The following is an 18,685-nucleotide window of genomic DNA, read 5'->3' on the forward strand; positions in this document are numbered from 1 at the left end:
TAACCGAAAGCATGATTTTCAAGGAGATAAAAGGATGTCTGGAACCCTAGCAACCCCGCGCGCGTTACTGTCGCTGCTGGTGGCGGCCTCTCTGGTGGTCGCCGGCGCCGCGCAGGCGGACGATGCCGGCATCAAACCGCAGGACATCAAGCGCCAGGCGCTGTCGTCGGCGGTGGTGGAGATGGCCTACAGCACCTCGCAGCAGGCGCTGTTCGTCAGTGCGCCGGACTGGAAGGAAGAAGCGCGCTCCCGCGTGCTGCGGCTGGATCCCAACACCCTGGCGATCAAGGCGGAGATCCCGCTGCAGGTGAAAGGCTTCGGCGTGGCGCTGAACGATGCGGGCAATCGTTTGTACCTGACGCAGGCCTTCAACGGCGAAGTCGGGGTGGTGGACACCACCACCAACCATGCGCTGGGCAGCATCAAGCTGCTGGATAAAGCGGTGCTGGAGCAGGCCTACAAGCAGGCGGGCATCAGCGGCAAGCGCCTGGATTTCCTGCTGGCGGAGCTGAAGAAGTTCAAGATCACTGAGGACTACCTGTACCGCATCCGCGAGATTAAATATGACGCGCAAAGCGGCCGCCTGTTCCTGCCGGGGCTGGGCTTCGGCGTCGACAGCGTGCTGTACGTGGTCGATACCAAGGCCGGCAAGCTGGAAAAAGTGATCCCGGGCTTCGGTTACAACGCGGTGGGCATCACGCTGGATGAGAAGGGCCGCAGGGTGTTCGTCTCCAACATGCAGGGGCAGGTGATCACCCTGAACGCCGACACGCTGGCGATCGCCGCCACGCACGAGGTGCAGGCCGATCAGTTGCTGAACCTGGTGTATGACCCGGCGAGCAACCGCCTGTTGGGCGTCGATCAGGGCATCGACCGCGACGACTACCGCAACCATCATCTGGGGCGCGACTACGTGAAGCGCAGCAGCGGCCACCGGGTGTTTGCGCTGGATGCGGACAGCGGCAAGGTGCTGGCCAGCGAACTGACGGATGAAGTGCCGATCGGTCTGCTGCTCGACGAGCGCAGCCAGCGGCTGTATGTCGCCAACCGCAAGGGCGTGCGCGTGGATCACGGCGCCGGGACGCTGACGGTGTTCGACGCCAAGACCCTCAAGCGCCTGCAAACCGTGGACCTGCCGCCGCACCCTAACAGCCTGGCGTTGGATCCGAAAGGCGATGCGCTGTTCGTAACGGTGAAAAACGACGGCGCTGCCACTAAGGCCGGCAAAGCCGAAAGCGTGGTGCGCATTCAGCTACACACCAAATAACTGAATGGAAAGATAAAAAAAGGGCGCCGCGGCGCCCTTTCTCGTGGCTGACAAAGGAGGAAAAAGCGTGGTTTTTCCTCCTTTGTGGTTATCAGCCGAAAATCAATGAATTGATTTTCCTTGTTTTCTATCTGTCGCCTAATGAAAGCCCGGCAACGTCATCCGCTTTGTCATTTACCTCAAGGGGTGCTGAGCACCCCTTTGTCGTTGGTTCATGTCATCAGAAGTGGGTGTTGATGCTCATGTAGTAGGTGCGGCCCGGTTCGTTGTAGGTGGCCGCGCCCGCACCGGCGATGTTGATCGCGCCGGTGTTCGGGTCGCCGACGTTCTGCGCGTTGCCGGCGCGGAACTGGCGTTTATCGAACAGGTTGTCGATGCCGGCGGTGAGGCTGACGTTTTTGGTCAGATCATAGGTCGCGCTGGCGCCGACGACGGCGTAAGGGCTAACCTCGCGGGTTTCGCCGCCGGTGGCCGGTTTACCCTGGTAGTTGTACTTCTTCGGCTTCTGCCGGCCGTACCAGGTCAGGGTGGACTGCAGCGACAGATCCTGCGTGGCCTGCCAGCTGAGGGTCGAGTTGACGGTGAACTTCGGGATCACCGACAGGTAATCGCCGGTGGTCTTGTTCTTGTTCTCGATCATGTAGGTGGCGTTGTTGCTCCAGGTGACGGTCTCGCTGACCGGCACGTTCAGCGAGCCTTCCAGCCCTTGCACCACCGCCTTCGGCACGTTTTCCCACTGATAAATGTTAGTGAGGCCTTTTTTGCCGTTCGTGGTACCAATAGGGCTAGATCCAGATTCGATTTTGTTGCGGTAATCGTTGCGGAAGTAAGTCACGCCGGCCAACCAGCCGTCGTTGTGGAACTCCAGCCCGATCTCTTTGTTAACGCTGGTTTCCGCTTTCAGATCGTCGTTGCCCAGTAAGTAGCAGTAGCGGGAACTGTCTGTACAACCTTGTCCACGGCTGAACAGAACATAGTTACCGTTGGTTTGGAACAGGTTGGGTGCTTTATAGGAGCGTGCGATGCCCATTTTCAGCGTGAAGTAATCACCCAGTTCCTGCGATAGGTTCAGCGCCGGGCTCCAGTTATTGCCAGATTCCGAATGCAGATCGTAGCGTAGGCCCGGCGTCAGCATGGTGGTGTCGGTCAGCTCAATGTTATCTTCGGCAAACAGCGAGAAGATATGAGCAGATGAGTAAGGGCTGCGGCTACTACCGCTGGTATTAGGGAGTGCGCCACCTTCGTCCAAGGATTGAGCCACCGAGCTACCGTCCTTCATTCGCTGCTGAGACCACTCGGTACCCAGCGTAGCGGTTTGCGCGACGCCCAGCTCGAACGGCACGCTGACTTCGCTGTGCGCCAGGAAGTCATCCAGCTTGGTGGTGCCGAAACCGGTGTTCTTGGTATCGAAGATGCCTTCGGTGCCGCCGGCCAAGCCTTCGTTCAGGCGGGTGTTGCGGGTGCGTTCGAACTGCACGTAGTTGTTGGTGCTCACGCCGTTGTCCCAGGCGCCGCGGTGGGTCAGGCCGAAGGTTTCACGGTAGATGCGGTTGGTCTCTTTGCCGTAGTTGTTCTGCACCAGGGCGTTGGTGTTGGTGTTCTGGGTATCGCCGGCGTACAGGTTGCCCTGGCGGCCATAGGCGTATTCGAACTCCAGCGACTGCAGATGGGCGAAATCCCAGTGCAGCAGGGCGTCGATGTTTTTATCGATAACCCCTTCGCGGCCAGCGGGAACGCTATTTTCATAACTAGGAGTGGTTGCTGTGGCTGCAGCACGGTACGACTTATGCGATTCGTTAATGTCCCAGGCGTCGGCCTGCGTTTTGCTGTAGCCGCCGAACAGGCGGAAGCTCAGGGAATCGCTCAGCGGGCCGGACAGGCTGAAATCGGTACGCTTGGTGGCGCCTTCCTGCTTGTGCTGCGGCACGTTGAAGTAGCCGTTCAGCGAGCCGTGCAGCGCATCGCCGGCCTTCTTGGTGATGATGTTGACCACGCCGCCCGCGGCGCCGTTGCCATAGCGCGCCGCAGCCGGGCCGCGCAGCACTTCGATGCGTTCGATCATTTCCGGCGGCACCCAGGCGGTATCGCCGCGTGAGTCACGTTCGCCGCGCCAGCCCTGACGCACCGAGTTGCGGCTGGAGGCCGGTTTGCCGTCGATCAGAATCAGGGTGTTTTCCGGGCCCATGCCGCGGATATCGATCTGGCGGTTGTTGCCGCGCTGGCCGCTGGTGGAGTTGCCGGTCAGGTTAACCCCGGGCATGGTGCGGATCAGCTCGCTGATGTCGCGCGCCGGCGGGCGTTTCTTGATCTCGTCGGCGGTGATGGTGGATACCCCCGGCGCCTGCAGGTTCTGCCGGGCGGCGGTCACGACGATGGTGTCTTCGCCGCGCGGCTTTTTATCCGCTGTGCCGCTGTTTTCTTCCGTGGTGGGGGTGTCGGTCTGCTGCGCGGCGTTGGCGAACGCGGACGCGCCCAATCCCAAGCCGATAAGAGTGGCCAAAGAATAACGTGATAGCTTGCTTTTCATTTGAGTGCCCTACCTTGCTGCCCTCCCTCGCCGAATGGGGGAAAGGCGGTTGTAGTTTTTGTGTAGTCGGAATAGAAAATCGGCTGCGGCAAGGGATGCCATTGATGTATCCCCGATCCCTGTCCGTTGCGCGCAATACCAGCACGATCTCCAAGCCTTACACACTATTGCAAATGCAAATTATTATCAATAGTATTTGGCCTACAGTGTGTTCGGGCGGTGGCCGGCGATAGGGAAAAGTCGACGTTCCCGGTGCCGCCAACTACAAAATGGGTAGGCGTTGTGAATACAGAACTAGAGTCAGAAAGCAGCAGATTATTGGCCAGCAGCAATGCGGGCAGTCCAGGGTGGTGGTTGACGGTGGCACGACGCGGTACGCCATGGGTAGAACCGGCGGGTAACGGCCGGTGGCGAACCACCTTTTTCTGGCGCGATCCGCAGGGATGCGAATTGACTTCCGCCTACCGCCGGGTGTGGATCAACATCAACTGCCTGACCGACCACCATCAGCCGAATCCGCCGCAAAGCCTGCTGCGTTTGGCCGGTACCGACGTATGGTACTGGCAGACCGAGCTGAACGGCGCCTGGCGCGGCAGCTACTGCTTTATTCCTTGTTTTGACGAGCGGCCGCCGGCGTTCAGCGACGACGACGCGCACGCCAACATGCACAACCTGCGTCACTGGTGGCACCAGGTGTTCGCCTGCGCCACTCCCGATCTGCTTAACCCCTATCGCTCCTGGCAAAGCGCCAGCGGCCACAGCGTTTCCGGTCTGCACATGCCGGATGCGCCGCCGCAGCCGGTGTGGCGCTCGTTCGATGAGTATGAGATCGCCAGCGGGCGCTGCACGCCGCCGCTGCCGGCGCGTTTGCAGCGCCATACCTGGCAGAGCGAGCGTCTGGGCAACAGCCGCGATGTCTGGATCTACACCACCGGCGACAGCAAGCCGGCCGAACGCCCGCTCGCGATCCTGCTCGACGGCCAGTTCTGGGCGAAGCAAATGCCGGTCTGGGCGCCGTTGATGCAACTGACCCGCGAGGGGGCGTTGCCGGAAGCGGTGTATGTGCTGATCGACATCATCGATCTGCCGCACCGGGCGCGTGAGCTGACCTGCAAGGACGATTTCTGGCTGGCGGTGCAGGAAGAACTGATGCCGCAACTGGCCGAATGGGCGCCGCACAGCGACAATCCGGCCGAGACGGTGGTGGCGGGGCAAAGCTTTGGCGGCCTGGCCTCTCTGTACGCCGGGCTGCGCTGGCCGCAGCGCTTCGGCGCGGTAATCACCCAGTCCGGCTCCTATTGGTGGCCGCGGCGCGACATGCTGCAGCTGCCGAGCATTCCCGACGACGCCTGCTGGCTGATGCAACAGGTCGAACGCCACGGCCTGGGCAACCACGGCGCGCTGAAGGTATTTATGGAAGCCGGTACGCAGGAAAAGCTGGTGCATCAGGTCAGCGGGCATATGGCGGCGCGCCTGAGCGAAGCCGGCCATCGGGTGCACTACCGGGTGGTGGAAGGCGGGCACGACGCGCTGTGCTGGCGCAGCGGCCTGACCGACGGGCTGCAGGCTGTGTGGGCTTCCGCTTTCGCCACCGCTTATCCGGCATCGGTAACGACAGCGGCACAAGGAACGCAGGATGGAAAGCCTGAATCCGTTCGATGATCAACAGCAGCGCAGCCTGGTGCTGCGCAACGTACAACAACAATACAGTTTGTGGCCGGATTTCCGCGCCATTCCACCCGATTGGACGATCGTATTTGGCCCGGCGGCGCGCACCGAGTGCGCCGAGTGGCTGGAACAGCATTGGCAAGATATTCTGCCGGTCGCAGCACGCAAGGCGTGACCGGCGCCTGGTAATCACGGGAGCAATAAGCAGTGTCACACACCCCTAACTCTCTCAGCGGCCCGGCGCTTGCGGGCGAATGGCCGCTGGTCGCGGCGCAACCCGGCATCTGGGTCGCCGATCAAATCTCTCCGCATCGCAATGCTTACGCGGTGGCGCATGCCATCGAACTCAACGGCCCCGTCGCCGTGGAGCCCCTGCTGCAGGCCATCACTCAGGGCCTCGGCGAGGTGGACATGCTGCGGCTGCGTTTTGCGGAACGCGACGGCGTGCCGGTGCAATGGCTGGATGACTCGCTGGCGGTGCATGCGCCGGAACTTGTCGATCTGACGACATCGCCGGATCCCGAAGCCGCCGCTCGCGCGCTGATGGACATCGATCTGGCGAGCGATCTGCGCGCCGGCAGCGGCGCACCGCTGTATCGCCATGTGGTGATGCGCCTGGCGGACGATCGCTGGTTCTGGTATCAGCGTTATCACCATCTGCTGGTGGACGGTTTCAGCTTCACCGCCATCGCTCGCCGCGTGGCGGCGATTTATACCCATCTTTGCCGCGGCGACGCGCTGGAGCCGACGCCTTTCACGGCGTTCAGCGACGTGGTGGCGGAATACCAGGCTTACCGGCAGGCGCCGGCCTGGCAACGCGACGCCGATTTCTGGCGCGAAAAAGCGCGGCAGCTGCCGCCGCCGGCCACGATCTGCCCGCAGCCGCTGGCCGGGCAAACGCCCACGCCGCGCATCCACCGGCTGGAACAGCGCTGCGATCCGCAGGCCTTCGCCGAACTGGTGCAGTGTGGCGCGCAGCAGAAGCTGAACGCCGCCGATATGGCGGTGGCGTTGGTGGCGCTGTGGGTGTCACGCCTGAGCGGCCAACCGAGCTTCAGCGCCGGTTTTATCTTCATGCGCCGTACCGGCTCGGCCGCCCTGTGCGCCGCCGGCCCGGTGATCAACGTGCTGCCGATGGAGATGCATCTCGAGCCGCAGGCCACGCTGTATGAGGCCGCCGCACGCATCAGCCGCGAGCTGAAAACGGTGCGCCGCCATCAGCGCTACGACGCCGAACAGGTGCAGCGCGATCTGGGGCGCATCGGCGACGGCGAACCGCTGTACGGCACGGTCTTCAACTTCAAAATGTTCGATTACCAGCTGGATTTCGCCGGCATCGAGGGCATTACCCACGATCTGGCCTCCGGGCCGGTGCGCGATCTGGAGATTGCGCTGTTTATCGATGAACACCACCAATTGAAGGTGGAGCTGCTGGCCAATGCCGAACGTTATAGCCGCCAGGAGCTGCAGGCGCACCTGCAACGGTTGCCGCTGCTGCTGGCGCAGTTCGCCGCGCAGGCAACGTTGCCGATCGGCGAGGCCGATATGCTGACCGCCGACGATCGCGCGCTGCTGGCGCGGATCAACGACACGGCGCATCCGGTGCCGGCGACCACGCTGAGCCAATTGCTGGCGCAGCAGGCGCAAGCCACGCCGGACGCGCCGGCGTTGGCGGATGCGCATTTCAGCTTCACCTACCGCGAAACGCGCGAGCAGGTCACGGCGCTGGCGCGCCAGCTGGTGGCGCAGGGCGTGCGGCCGGGCGACATCGTGGCGGTGGCGCTGCCGCGCTCGGTGTTCCTGTCGCTGGCGTTGATGGCGATCGTCGAAGCGGGCGCCGCCTACCTGCCGCTGGACACCGGTTATCCGGACGAACGGCTGGCGATGATGCTGGAAGACGCCGCGCCGCGGCTGGTCATCACCAACCCGGCGCAGCAGGCGCGTTTCGCCGACAAGGGCGAAATCTTGCTGTATGACGCGCCGCTGACGGCCGATCACGCCGCCGGGGTGGCGATCGCGGGCCCGACGCCGGACCATGCGGCCTATATCATCTTTACCTCCGGCTCCACCGGGCGCCCGAAAGGCGTGCTGGTCGGCCATCAGGCGATCGTCAACCGCTTGCTGTGGATGCAACACCAGTACCCGCTGGGGGCGGACGACGCGGTGCTGCAGAAAACGCCGTGCAGTTTCGACGTCTCGGTGTGGGAATTCTTCTGGCCGCTGATGGTTGGCGCCCGGCTGGTGATGGCGCCACCGGAGGCGCACCGCGATCCGCAGCAGCTGCAACAGCTGATCGCTCAACACCGCATTACCACGATGCACTTCGTACCGTCGATGCTGGCGGCTTTCGTTGCCGCCCTGGACGACGACGTGGCGGTGGCGAGCTGCGCCGCGCTGCGCCAGGTGTTCTGCAGCGGCGAAGCGCTGCCGGCGGAGCTGTGCCGCCTGTGGCAAAGCCGCACGGCGGTGCCGTTGCACAACCTCTACGGCCCGACCGAAGCGGCGGTGGACGTGACCTGGCATCCGGCCTACGGCGAGGCGCTGGCGAAGGTGACCGGCGCCAACGTGCCGATCGGCCTGCCGGTGTGGAACACCGGGCTGCGCATTCTTGACGCGCGTCTGCGGCCGGTGCCGCCGGGCGTGGCGGGCGATCTGTATCTGACCGGCGTGCAGCTGGCGCACGGCTACCTTGGCCGGCCGGATCTGACCGCCAGCCGCTTTGTCGCCGATCCGTTCGGCGAGGGCGGGCGCATGTACCGCACCGGCGACGTGGCGCGCTGGCTGCCGGACGGCGCGGTGGAATATTTGGGCCGCAGCGACGATCAGCTGAAGATCCGCGGGCAGCGTATCGAGCTGAGCGAAATCGACCACGCCTTGCTGTCGCTGCCGGGCGTGCGCCAGGCGGTGACGCACGCGCTGGTGCTGCAGGGCACGCCGGTGGACGCCGGCGGCGATGCGCGCCAGCTGGTAGGCTATCTGGTGATGCAGCCCGGCGCGAACTGGGATGCGGAAGCCCTGCGCGCGGCGCTGGCCGACCGCCTGCCGCCGCACATGGTGCCGGTGGCGCTGGTGGAAATGAGCGATTTGCCGCTGAGCGCCAACGGCAAGCTGGATCGCAAGGCCTTGCCGCAACCGCAGGGCGGTGAACGCAAGGCAGGACGGCCGCCGCAGGCCGGGCTGGAAAGCGAGATCGCGGCGGTGTTCGCCCGCTTGCTGCGGCGCGACCAGGTGTTCGCCGACGACGATTTCTTCGCGCTCGGCGGCCATTCGCTGCTGGCGATGCGTCTGGCGGCAGAGCTGCGCCGCGATCTGGGCAAGGCGGTGTCCGTCGGCCAGGTGATGGTGGCGTCGCGCGTTGAGCAGTTGGCGGCCTTGCTGGCGGAAGATCGTACGCAGGAAGAGGCCGATCGCAGCGGATTCGACAGCGTATTGCCGCTGCGCGTCACCGAGGGGCCGACGCTGTTCTGTCTGCACCCGGCGTCCGGTTTCTCCTGGCAGTTCAGCGTATTGCCGCGCTATCTCGATCAGCACTGGTCGCTGGTCGGTATCCAGTCGCCGCGGCCGGACGGCCCGCTGGCGCTGAGCGAAGATATGGATCAGGTGGTGGATGCCCACCTGCAGACGGTGTTGCAGGTACAGCCGCACGGGCCGTACCACTTCATCGGCTACTCGCTGGGCGGCACGCTGGCCCAGGGCATCGCCGCCCGGCTGCAGGCGCGCGGCGAGCAGGTGGCGTTCCTCGGCCTGCTGGATACCTATCCGCCGGAGACCCAAAACTGGGACGTGATGCTGGACGACAACGTGTTGAAGGAAGTGCAGCGCGAGCGCGAACAGTTCCTGGCGGTGTCGCAGGATACGCTCGATCCGGCGCTGGGCGAGACGCGCACCCTGATGTTCGACAACATCGAAGCCAACTACGCCGATTCGGTGCGGTTGCTGTCGCACACGCGGACCGCCCGCTTCCACGGCCAGGCGACGCTGTTCGTCGCCAAACGCACGTTGCAGGCAGGGATGGACGTGCAGCAGACCTGGTCGCAGTACGTTGATGCGCTGCAGGCGCACGAGCTCGACTGCGCGCATGTCGATATCGTTTCGCCGGCGTCGTTCAAAGTGCTGGGGCCGCTGCTGAACCGGATTTTGCGCACGCTGTAATAACGCCCGTCATCTCGCCGCCAGGCACGGGGATTGCCCCGCGTTTGGCGGCGTTTCTTGCGTCCGCTCACAATTGAATATCAATGATTTCTATTATCATTATTGATTTCGTTATCTGTGCTAGCATAGCGCTCCGCAACTGCAGAATCCCCGTTTAAAGATGTGGTGAACAACCGATGAGTAGCAAACCCTCCATCCTGCTTGATTTTAGCCTGCTGAAAACCCACCGGGCCTTTCGCGCGGTATTCTGCGCGCGTTTCATCTCCATTGTGGCGCTGGGGCTGATGGCGATCGCCATCCCGGTGCAGATCCAGGCGCTGACCGGTTCCACCCTGCAGGTCGGGTTGGCGGTGACGCTGGCCGGCGGCGGCATGTTCGCCGGGCTGCTGATGGGCGGCGTATTGGCCGATCGCTATGAGCGGCGCCGGTTGATCCTGTTCGCGCGCTCCACTTGCGGCATCGGGTTCGTCGGCCTGTGCCTCAACGCCCTGTTGCCGTCACCTTCGCTGGCGGCCATTTATCTGCTGGCGGTGTGGGACGGTTTCTTCGGCGCCGTGGGGGTGACGGCGCTGCTGGCGGCCACGCCGGCGCTGGTGGGCCGCGAAAACATCGTGCAGGCGGGCGCTATCAGCATGCTGACGGTGCGCTTCGGCTCGATTCTTTCCCCGGCCATCGGCGGCCTGGTGATCGCCCATATGGGCATCGCCTGGAACTACGGCCTGGCGGCGTTCGGCACCCTGTTGACGTTGCTGCCGCTGCTGAGCCTGCCGCAGCTGATGCCGCCGCCGCAGCCGCGGGAACATCCGCTGCGCGCGCTGGCGGGCGGTTTCGCCTTCCTGTTCCAGAACAAGGTGATCGGCATGGTGGCGCTGATCGGCGCGTTGCTGACCATGGCCAGCGCGGTGCGCGTGCTGTACCCGGCGATGGCGGAAAGCTGGCGCATCGACGCAGCCCACCTCGGTTATATGTACGCCGCCGTGCCGCTCGGCGCGACTATTGGTGCGTTCACCAGCGGGCGCGTGGCGCACGTGGCGCGCCCCGGTTGGGTGATGCTGCTGACGGCGATCGCGGCTTTCGCCTCTATTGGCCTGTTCGGCCTGATGCCGTGGTACAGCCTGGCGTTGCTGTGCCTGGTGGCGTTCGGCTACCTGAGCGCGCTGAACTCGCTGCTGCAATACGGCCTGATCCAGGGCCTGACGCCGGACAATTTCCTTGGCCGCATCAACGGCCTGTGGACGGCGCAGAACGTGGTGGGCGATGCGCTGGGCGCGTTGCTGCTGGGGGCGATGGGCGCCTTTATGCTGCCGGCGATGAGCGCCAGCGGTTTCGGCTTCGGCGCGGCGCTGCTCGGCATCCTGTTGCTGTTCGCCATGACCGGTTTGCGCCAGGTTACGCTGCACAAACCGGAGCCGCAGCCCGCCACAGAAAAGTAGTCGAACGCGTTAAGACAACGCTGTGGGATCAAATAAAAGGCTGCGTCCCACCCTTGCACGTGAGCGCCGCTGGCGGTCATTTGGGCGCGCAGCAAGGCGCGAGTCGTGAGGTTTGGTGGGCCAAATAAGCGACTCGCAACACCGATGCGCGTCCAAATGGCCCCAGCCCTTCGGGTCGCGCCCCAAAAACCCGTACTCCGCGTTGTCGGGCTGGAACATAGGCCCGCTATGCCCTGCACCCTCCGCCTTGATTACGGGCTTTTGGGTCTGCGACGGCGCCACGGTCAAGGGTGGGGCGCAGCCTGGCTTATCATCGGCATGCGTAAAACCCACAGCGTTTATGTCATGATTTCGAAATGAAAGAAGTGCTTACGTTTATTGACATAGCAAATATCGGCGAGTAATTTAGCGCGGAATCAACTCAAATGATAATCATTATTATATTGGTTATCACTTCAAATTCTTGAGGGCGAAGCGATGGTTACTGCCGTGAACGACATCAATCGAAAGGAAATGCAGGAGCGCGAAGAACACCGGTTCGCCGCTGATTTTTCTCCGGCGTCGGGCTTCTTCTTTACCTCCCCTTACCGCAGCTTGACCACCACCGGTTGTTTCAGCCGCATTCGCCTGCCGGCCGCGGACGGCGCCGATCTGAACGGCGAGTTCCAGCGCCGCGTGCGGCAGGCGTTTGCCGAGGCCCGTCAGGCCGGCATCAAAAAGCCGCTGCTGTGCGGCGCCATCCCGTTCGATACCCGGCAGCCTTCGGCGCTGTTTGTTCCCCAGCAGAGCCGCTGGTTCGACCGCGCCGCCTTTATGGCCGGCGTTCGGCCTTCGGCGAACGGCCCTGAACTGGCCGGGGTGACGGAGCTGCCGCCGCAGCAGACGTTCATGAACATGGTCAGCGACGCCGTTGCCGCGATGAAGGCCGGTGAGCTGGATAAAGTGGTCTTGTCGCGCCTGCTGGAGATCGAAACGCGCCAGCCGGTGGATCGCCATGCGCTGATGGCGCGCGTGATCGCCCAGAACCCGCACGGTTTCCACTTCCATGTGCCGCTGGAGCAGGGCGCGCTGTTGGGCGCCAGCCCAGAGCTGCTGCTGCGCCAGGACGGCGGCCGTTTCTATTCCAACCCGCTGGCCGGTTCCGCCCGGCGCGAGGCCGATCCGCAGCGCGATCGCGAAGTGGGGGAGCGGCTGATGGCCTCGGCGAAAGATCGCCACGAGCACCGCATCGTCACCGAAAGCATGCGCGACGTGCTGGCCGGCCGCTGCCGCTACCTGAACGTGCCGCACACCCCTGAATTGCTGACCACCACCACGCTGTGGCATCTCTCCACGCCGATCGACGGCGAGGCGGCGTCTCCGGACGAAAACGCCCTGTCGCTGGCCTGCCTGTTGCACCCGACGCCGGCGCTGTGCGGCATGCCGACGGCCGAGGCGCACGCCCTGATCGGCAAGCTGGAGCCGTTCGATCGCGGCCTGTTCGGCGGCATCGTCGGCTGGTGCGATGACGAAGGCAACGGCGAGTGGGTTGTGACTATCCGCTGCGGCACCGTTGACGGCAACCGGGTGCGGCTGTTCGCCGGCGCCGGCATCGTGGAAGACTCTTCACCCGAATCTGAATGGCATGAAACAGGCACCAAACTCAGCACCATTCTGCGTGCCTTTGGTATGAATCAAGGATAACGACAAGATGAGCATTGCCTTTACCCCCTGGCCGGCGGAGTTCGCCAGCCGCTATCGCGAGCGCGGCTACTGGATTGACAAGCCGCTGACCGAGATCCTCGACCGCCAGGCCAATAACGACGCTCCGGCGATTATCGACGCCCAGGGCAGCCTGACCTACCGCGAGCTGCAGCAGCGCTCCGATCGCCTGGCGGCCGCTTTGCTGCGCCGCGGCGTGAAATCCGGCGACACCGCGCTGGTGCAGCTGGGCAACGTGGCGGAATTTTATATCGTGTTCTTCGCGCTGCTGAAAATTGGCGTGGCGCCGGTCAACGCGCTGTTCAGCCATCAGCGCAGCGAGCTGAACGCCTATGCCGAGCAGATCAAACCGGCGCTGCTGATCGCCGATCGCCGGCACGCGCTGTTTGCCGACGATCAATTCCTGAACGCCTTCCGCGATGCGCATCCTTCGCTGCGTGCCGTGGCGCTGCGCAGCCAGCTCGAGGGCGAGCTGGCGCTGGCCGCCTGGCTGGAAGAAGCGAGCGACGGTTTTGTCGCGCAGCCTTCCGCGGCCGATCGGGTGGCGTTCTTCCAGCTTTCCGGCGGCAGCACCGGCACGCCGAAGCTGATCCCGCGCACCCACAACGATTACTACTACAGCATTCGCCGCAGCGTGGAGATCTGCCGTTTCGACGCGCAGACCCGCTATCTGTGCGCGCTGCCGGTGGCGCACAACTACCCGATGAGTTCGCCGGGCGTGCTGGGCGTGTTTTATGGCGCTGGGCTGGTGGTGTTCGCCGCCGATCCGGACGCCGCGCAGTGCTTCCGCCTGATCGAACAGCATCAAATCAACGTGACGGCGCTGGTGCCGCCGGCGGTCACGCTGTGGCTGCAGGCGATCGAAGAGTGGGGCGGCAATGCCCAGCTCGCCAGCCTGAAACTGCTGCAGGTGGGCGGCGCCAAGCTGGGCGAAACGCTGGCGGCGCGTATTCAGAACGAAATCGGCTGCCAATTGCAGCAGGTGTTTGGCATGGCGGAAGGGCTGGTGAACTACACCCGGCTGGACGACGACGAACGCCACATCCTGACGACGCAAGGGCGGCCGATGTCGCCGGACGACGAAGTGTGGGTAGCGGATGACGACGGCAATCCGTTGCCGGCGGGTGAGATCGGACGGTTGATGACGCGCGGGCCTTACACCTTCCGCGGTTACTACCAGAGCCCGGCGCACAACGCCGACGCCTTCGACGCCGACGGTTTCTACTGCTCCGGCGATCTGATCAGCATTAGCGAAGACGGTTACATCACCGTGCAGGGGCGGCAGAAAGACCAGATCAACCGCGGCGGAGAGAAGATCGCCGCCGAGGAGATCGAGAACCTGCTGCTGCGTCATTCGGACGTGATCAACGCCGCGCTGGTGTCGATGCCGGACGCGCTGATGGGGGAGAAGAGTTGCGCCTATATCATCGCCAACGCGCCGCTGAAGCCGGTGGTGCTGCGTCGCCACCTGCGCGAACAGGGCGTGGCGGACTTCAAACTGCCGGATCGCTTTATTCAGGTGGACAGCCTGCCGCTGACCCCGGTCGGCAAAGTGGACAAAAAACGGCTGCGCGAGCAGCTCGACGCGCAACTACAGACTCAGGCTCAGGGAGATTAATTGATGGCCATTCCAAAACTTAATGATTACGCGCTGCCGACGGCGGACGAACTGCCGCAAAATAAAGTCACCTGGCAGGTAGAACCGCAGCGCGCCGCGCTGCTGATCCACGACATGCAGCAGTATTTCCTCAATTTCTGGGGCGAAGACAGCGCGCTGATTAAACAGGTGGTGGAGAACATCGCCAACCTGCGTCGCTACTGCAAACAGCAGGGCATTCCAGTGTTCTATACCGCGCAGCCGAACCAGCAGAGCGATGAAGATCGCGCGCTGTTGAACGACATGTGGGGGCCGGGCCTGAACAAACACCCCGAGCAGCAGGCGGTGACCGCCGCGCTGGCGCCGGACGAAGACGACACAGTGCTGGTGAAATGGCGCTACAGCGCTTTCCACCGCTCGCCGTTGCAGGAGATCCTGCAGGAGTCCGGCCGCGATCAGCTGATCATCTGCGGCGTGTATGCGCACATCGGCTGCCTGACCACCGCCATCGACGCCTTCATGCGCAACATCCAGCCTTTCATGGTGGCCGACGGCCTGGCGGACTTCTCGCGTGACGAACACCTGATGGCGCTGCGCTACACCGCCGGCCGCTGCGGCCGGGTGGTGACCACCGCGTCTCTGCTGCCGGCGGCCGGCATCGCCAGCATCGACGCGTTGCGTCAGCAAATCCTGCCGCTGCTGGACGAAGACAGCGAAGACATGGGCAACGATGAAAACCTGATCGATTACGGTCTGGATTCGGTGCGCATCATGGAGCTGGCGACCCGCTGGCGCAAAATCCGCGGCGATATCGATTTTATCGCGCTGGCGCGCAACCCGACCATCGACAGCTGGTGGGCGCTGCTTTCCGAAGAGAAAGCCTGATTTTAATAATGAAAAGAGGGCGGCCGCGCGGTCGCCCCGTTGGCTCTATAAGGAGATTTCGATGAATGCTTTGATCACCAAGGGAAAACGGGCGGCATTTCCGCTGATGCTGCTGTCAACGCTGCTGTTCTCCAACACCCTGCAGGCGCAGACCGCGCCGGACGTGCTGCGCAAACCGGTCGGCAAGGGCGCCTATGAAATGGCCTACAGCCCGAGCGAAAATGCGCTCTACCTGGCCACGTCGCAGAGCCGCAAGCTGGATAAGGGCGGCATCGTCTACCGCCTGGATCCGACCACGCTGGACGTGACCCAGATTATTCATAACGACATCAAGCCGTTTGGCGCCGCTATCAACGCCAAGACCGGCACGCTGTTCTTCGGCAACACCGTCAATAACTCGGTGACCGCCATCGACGCCAAGACCGGCGACGTAAAAGGCCGTCTGGTGCTGGACGCGCGCCAGCGCTCCGAGACCGTCAAGCCGCTGGCGCCGCGCGAGCTGGTGGCGGATGCCGACAGCAATACCCTGTATATCACCGGGCTGGGTGAATCCAGCGTGGTGTGGGTGGTGGACGGCAAGGATCTGACCCTGCGCGCCACCGTGGCCGACACCGGCAAATACGGCACCGGCCTGGCGCTGGACGCCGCCGCCAAGCGCCTGTACGTCACCAACGCCGACGGCGAGTTGGTGACCATCGATACCCAGAGCAACAAGGTGCTGTCGCGCAAGAAGCTGGATGAGACTAAAGAGCACTTCTTCCTGAACCTCAGCCTGGATACCGCCACCCACCGCGCCTTTATCACCGATTCCAAGCAGCCGCAGGTGCTGGTGGTGGATACCCGCAACGGCAACATCCTGAGCAAGATCGACGTGCCGGAATCGCTGGCGGTGCTGTTCAACCCGGCGCGCAATGAAGTCTACGTCACCCATCGCCAGGCGGGCGAAGTGAGCGTGATTGACGCCAAGAGCTACAAGGTGCTGAACACCATCAAGACGCCGACCCATCCGAACAGCCTGGCGCTGTCGCCGGATGGCCAGACGCTGTACGTCAGCGTCAAGCAGGCTTCCAGCCGCGAAAAAGAGGCGACCGCGCCGGACGACGTGATCCGCGTAGCGCTGAAGTAATCCCGCGCAGAATCCCCCCCTCGAACAGGCGAAGCGGCGACGCTCCGCCTGTTTTTTTTTGCCGTGCGATCTGCGGTATAAAGTGTGGATTGCCTTATTATCCGAAGGAACGTTGGTTATGCCTGCCTCACGCACACCGCTGTTGTTGTCCGTTATCACCCCGCTGCTGCTGGCCGCGCTGATCCACAGCGGCATCAGCCCTTACGATCGCACCACCTGGTTGCTGGAGGTGGCGCCGGTATTGATTGTTTTGCCGCTGCTGTGGCTGACCCATCGCCGTTATCCACTGACGCCGCTGCTCTATACGCTGATTTTCTTCCACGCGCTGATCCTGATTTTCGGCGGCATGTACAGCTACGCCCGCGTACCGCTGGGGTTTGAGGTGCAGCAGTGGCTGGATCTTGGCCGCAACCCGTACGACAAACTGGGGCATTTCTTCCAGGGGCTGGTGCCGGCGCTGGCGGCGCGCGAGATCCTGCTACGCGGCGGTTATGTGCAGGGCCGCAAAATGCTGGGCTTCGTGGTGTGCTGTATCGCGCTGGCGATCAGCGCGGTGTATGAGCTTATCGAGTGGTGGGCGGCGCTGGCGCTGGGCCAGGGCGCCGATGAGTTTATCGGCACCCAGGGCGACCCGTGGGACACGCAGTCCGACATGTTCTGCGCCTTGCTCGGCGCGATAGCCGGTCAATGGCTGTTTGGTGGCTGGCAGGATCGGCAACTGCGGCGTTTAAAGGCGTAAGCCCGGCGGCGGTTGAGCCTGGTGAAAATGGATATTTCTCGTGCCGCCCGGTATTTGCCGGGCGGCATTTTTAATGTCGACATGATAAAAATCGACAATCATCAGTTAAATGTTTGGCGCCCTGTGAGACAGCACAATGTTATTTCCCATATTTATGTTTATTTAGCTTTTTATGCGCTTTTCTAGGAATTTTCTTAACTCATGCCGTGTGCTACTATTCTCATGTTTAACAAGGGCTAATTATTATTAATTAGTTTTTTGAGCGGGGAACAATGAGATACATAATTAATAATAAGATTAAATATCATGAGGATAGATCAGAGTTGGTGGATCTCAACGCTGAGCTGCCGCCTCAACCGCTCACCGCCACGCTGAACCGCCTGCTGTCCGCGTTGGTCAGAAACAATAATCTGGTGGTCTCCCGCGATACCCTGCTGACGCAAGTATGGGAAGCGCACGGCCAGGTGGCCTCCGGCAATAACCTCAATAACACCATTTCCATCCTGCGCAAGATGTTCGCCGCCATGGGCGAGGACGACATTATCGTCACGTTGCCGCGCCAGGGATTCATGTTTACCGCCGCTTCGTTGAAGACGACGGATAGCCTGGCGGAGAGTTTGCCGGAGATGCCGATCCTGGCGGCTGCAGAAAACCCCTTGCCGACCAGGCCGCTGCGAGTGCAGCGATTTAAGCGCTTCGGGTTGGCCGCGTTGCTGCTGCTGGCGGCGGGGAGCGGGATTTTGGCCTGGCAGGAGACGGGGTATCCCTCGGCCAGTTTGATGACGGTGGGTAAGATCGGGAGCTGTAATGTGCAATTTGTCACTTCCTATCACAATGTCGGCCCCGGCGAGATCGACCTGAACCACCTGAAGAACATGTTGCAAGAGAAGAAAACGGCAACCTGCGGCGAGCCGGCGACGTTGCTTTATTATGACAGCCAGGCCCTGGTGCCAAATGCCAGTGGACGGGTCAGAGCATCTTATTTCTATTATTGTCCGCAAGAGGCCATGACCTCGGGCAAAGTACAATGTGAGAACTACTATGAAAGCAGGGGTCTATAGCTCGGTATGCCGCCACGGTTATGCGATTGCCGCGGCGGTGGCCGTGCTGGTATGCAGCGTTTCTGCTTATTTTTTATTTTTTAAACCGCAAATTCCGGAATGTACGGCGGTTGAACGTTTCGTCAACCAATATGAAGGAAAAATGCTGGAGAGAACGCTGCTGATAAGCGTGGTCCCTGATGGGGTGAGGCATGCCACCATACTGTTTAACGGCAGTGTGTTTTACGATGGCAAGCGTTACATCATTGAACGATCCATGGGGGTAGATTACCGAAAATGGGGGGGGAACTACGAATTTCAGGTGCGGGAAAATATCCGAAAACCGCAGGACACGCTACAAGATGAGGCGCTGAACCGCAGTTTACCCATCGAAGGGCAGACGATTCACCTGCGTATTGAACGCATGGATGCACGCCATTATCTGTTTGTGGATAACCATGCGCCGTATTATGTCTGCGTGACGTCATCATAACAGCAGCCTGCGCCCCCGGTACGACCGAGGGGCAAGGTGGATTCATAACCCAGGTGC

At 62.5% G+C, this 18,685-nt stretch carries 13 protein-coding genes; 12 read left to right on the plus strand and 1 reads right to left on the minus strand.

The window, feature by feature from the left end:
- Positions 1 to 34: 34 nt before the first annotated feature.
- Positions 35 to 1,267: a YncE family protein gene (locus tag H7A77_RS22155; protein ID WP_182074667.1), complete on the plus strand. Its 1,233-nt coding sequence runs from the start codon at positions 35 to 37 to the stop codon at positions 1,265 to 1,267.
- Between the two features lie 220 nt (positions 1,268 to 1,487).
- Here H7A77_RS22155 and H7A77_RS22160 read toward each other — a convergent pair whose 3' ends face one another.
- Complete coding sequence (locus tag H7A77_RS22160; protein ID WP_089192449.1) at positions 1,488 to 3,794, minus strand: TonB-dependent siderophore receptor; 2,307 nt, start codon at positions 3,792 to 3,794, stop codon at positions 1,488 to 1,490.
- Positions 3,795 to 4,076: 282 nt separating this feature from the next.
- On the opposite strand from H7A77_RS22160, the gene fes reads away from it, so the two are divergent.
- The 11 genes from fes to H7A77_RS22215 all read left to right on the plus strand — a co-directional run bounded on the left by fes (position 4,077) and on the right by H7A77_RS22215 (position 18,628).
- On the plus strand, positions 4,077 to 5,456 hold the full coding sequence (gene fes, locus H7A77_RS22165; RefSeq protein WP_255443894.1) for an enterochelin esterase: 1,380 nt from the start codon (positions 4,077 to 4,079) through the stop codon (positions 5,454 to 5,456).
- Complete coding sequence (locus H7A77_RS22170) at positions 5,431 to 5,637, plus strand: MbtH family protein (RefSeq protein WP_033644173.1); 207 nt, start codon at positions 5,431 to 5,433, stop codon at positions 5,635 to 5,637. Before fes ends, H7A77_RS22170 begins: the two co-directional genes overlap by 26 nt.
- 32 nt (positions 5,638 to 5,669) lie before the next feature.
- Entirely contained in the window at positions 5,670 to 9,614 is a 3,945-nt protein-coding gene (locus H7A77_RS22175) for an enterobactin synthase subunit F (protein ID WP_182074668.1), read from the plus strand.
- Positions 9,615 to 9,790: 176 nt separating this feature from the next.
- A complete protein-coding gene (gene entS / locus H7A77_RS22180; RefSeq protein ID WP_033641586.1) occupies positions 9,791 to 11,047 on the plus strand; it encodes an enterobactin transporter EntS in 1,257 nt (418 codons plus the stop codon).
- 477 nt (positions 11,048 to 11,524) lie between these two features.
- On the plus strand, positions 11,525 to 12,730 hold the full coding sequence (locus H7A77_RS22185) for an isochorismate synthase (protein WP_046688082.1): 1,206 nt from the start codon (positions 11,525 to 11,527) through the stop codon (positions 12,728 to 12,730).
- Positions 12,731 to 12,737: 7 nt separating this feature from the next.
- Positions 12,738 to 14,366, plus strand: coding sequence for a (2,3-dihydroxybenzoyl)adenylate synthase (locus tag H7A77_RS22190; protein WP_182074669.1), 1,629 nt, complete (start codon positions 12,738 to 12,740; stop codon positions 14,364 to 14,366).
- Positions 14,367 to 14,369: 3 nt separating this feature from the next.
- Entirely contained in the window at positions 14,370 to 15,230 is an 861-nt protein-coding gene (locus H7A77_RS22195; RefSeq protein ID WP_004930014.1) for an isochorismatase, read from the plus strand.
- A gap of 106 nt (positions 15,231 to 15,336) precedes the next feature.
- Positions 15,337 to 16,356, plus strand: a complete 1,020-nt coding sequence (locus tag H7A77_RS22200; protein ID WP_370528355.1) for a PQQ-binding-like beta-propeller repeat protein — start codon at positions 15,337 to 15,339, stop codon at positions 16,354 to 16,356.
- Between the two features lie 118 nt (positions 16,357 to 16,474).
- The gene (locus H7A77_RS22205; RefSeq protein ID WP_182074670.1) at positions 16,475 to 17,095 is read left to right on the plus strand and encodes a DUF2238 domain-containing protein; all 621 of its coding nucleotides are present in this window, start codon (positions 16,475 to 16,477) and stop codon (positions 17,093 to 17,095) included.
- A 326-nt stretch (positions 17,096 to 17,421) separates the two neighbouring features.
- Positions 17,422 to 18,156 carry a winged helix-turn-helix domain-containing protein gene (locus tag H7A77_RS22210; RefSeq protein WP_233501983.1) on the plus strand — a complete coding sequence of 245 codons (735 nt, stop codon included), beginning with the start codon at positions 17,422 to 17,424 and terminating at the stop codon, positions 18,154 to 18,156.
- Positions 18,137 to 18,628 carry a hypothetical protein gene (locus H7A77_RS22215; protein ID WP_164107423.1) on the plus strand — a complete coding sequence of 164 codons (492 nt, stop codon included), beginning with the start codon at positions 18,137 to 18,139 and terminating at the stop codon, positions 18,626 to 18,628. Before H7A77_RS22210 ends, H7A77_RS22215 begins: the two co-directional genes overlap by 20 nt.
- Positions 18,629 to 18,685: the final 57 nt, after the last annotated feature.

Origin of the sequence: Serratia sp. ME47, assembly GCF_903970925.1 — a bacterium.
In the GTDB taxonomy this organism is placed as follows: domain Bacteria; phylum Pseudomonadota; class Gammaproteobacteria; order Enterobacterales; family Enterobacteriaceae; genus Serratia; species Serratia ureilytica.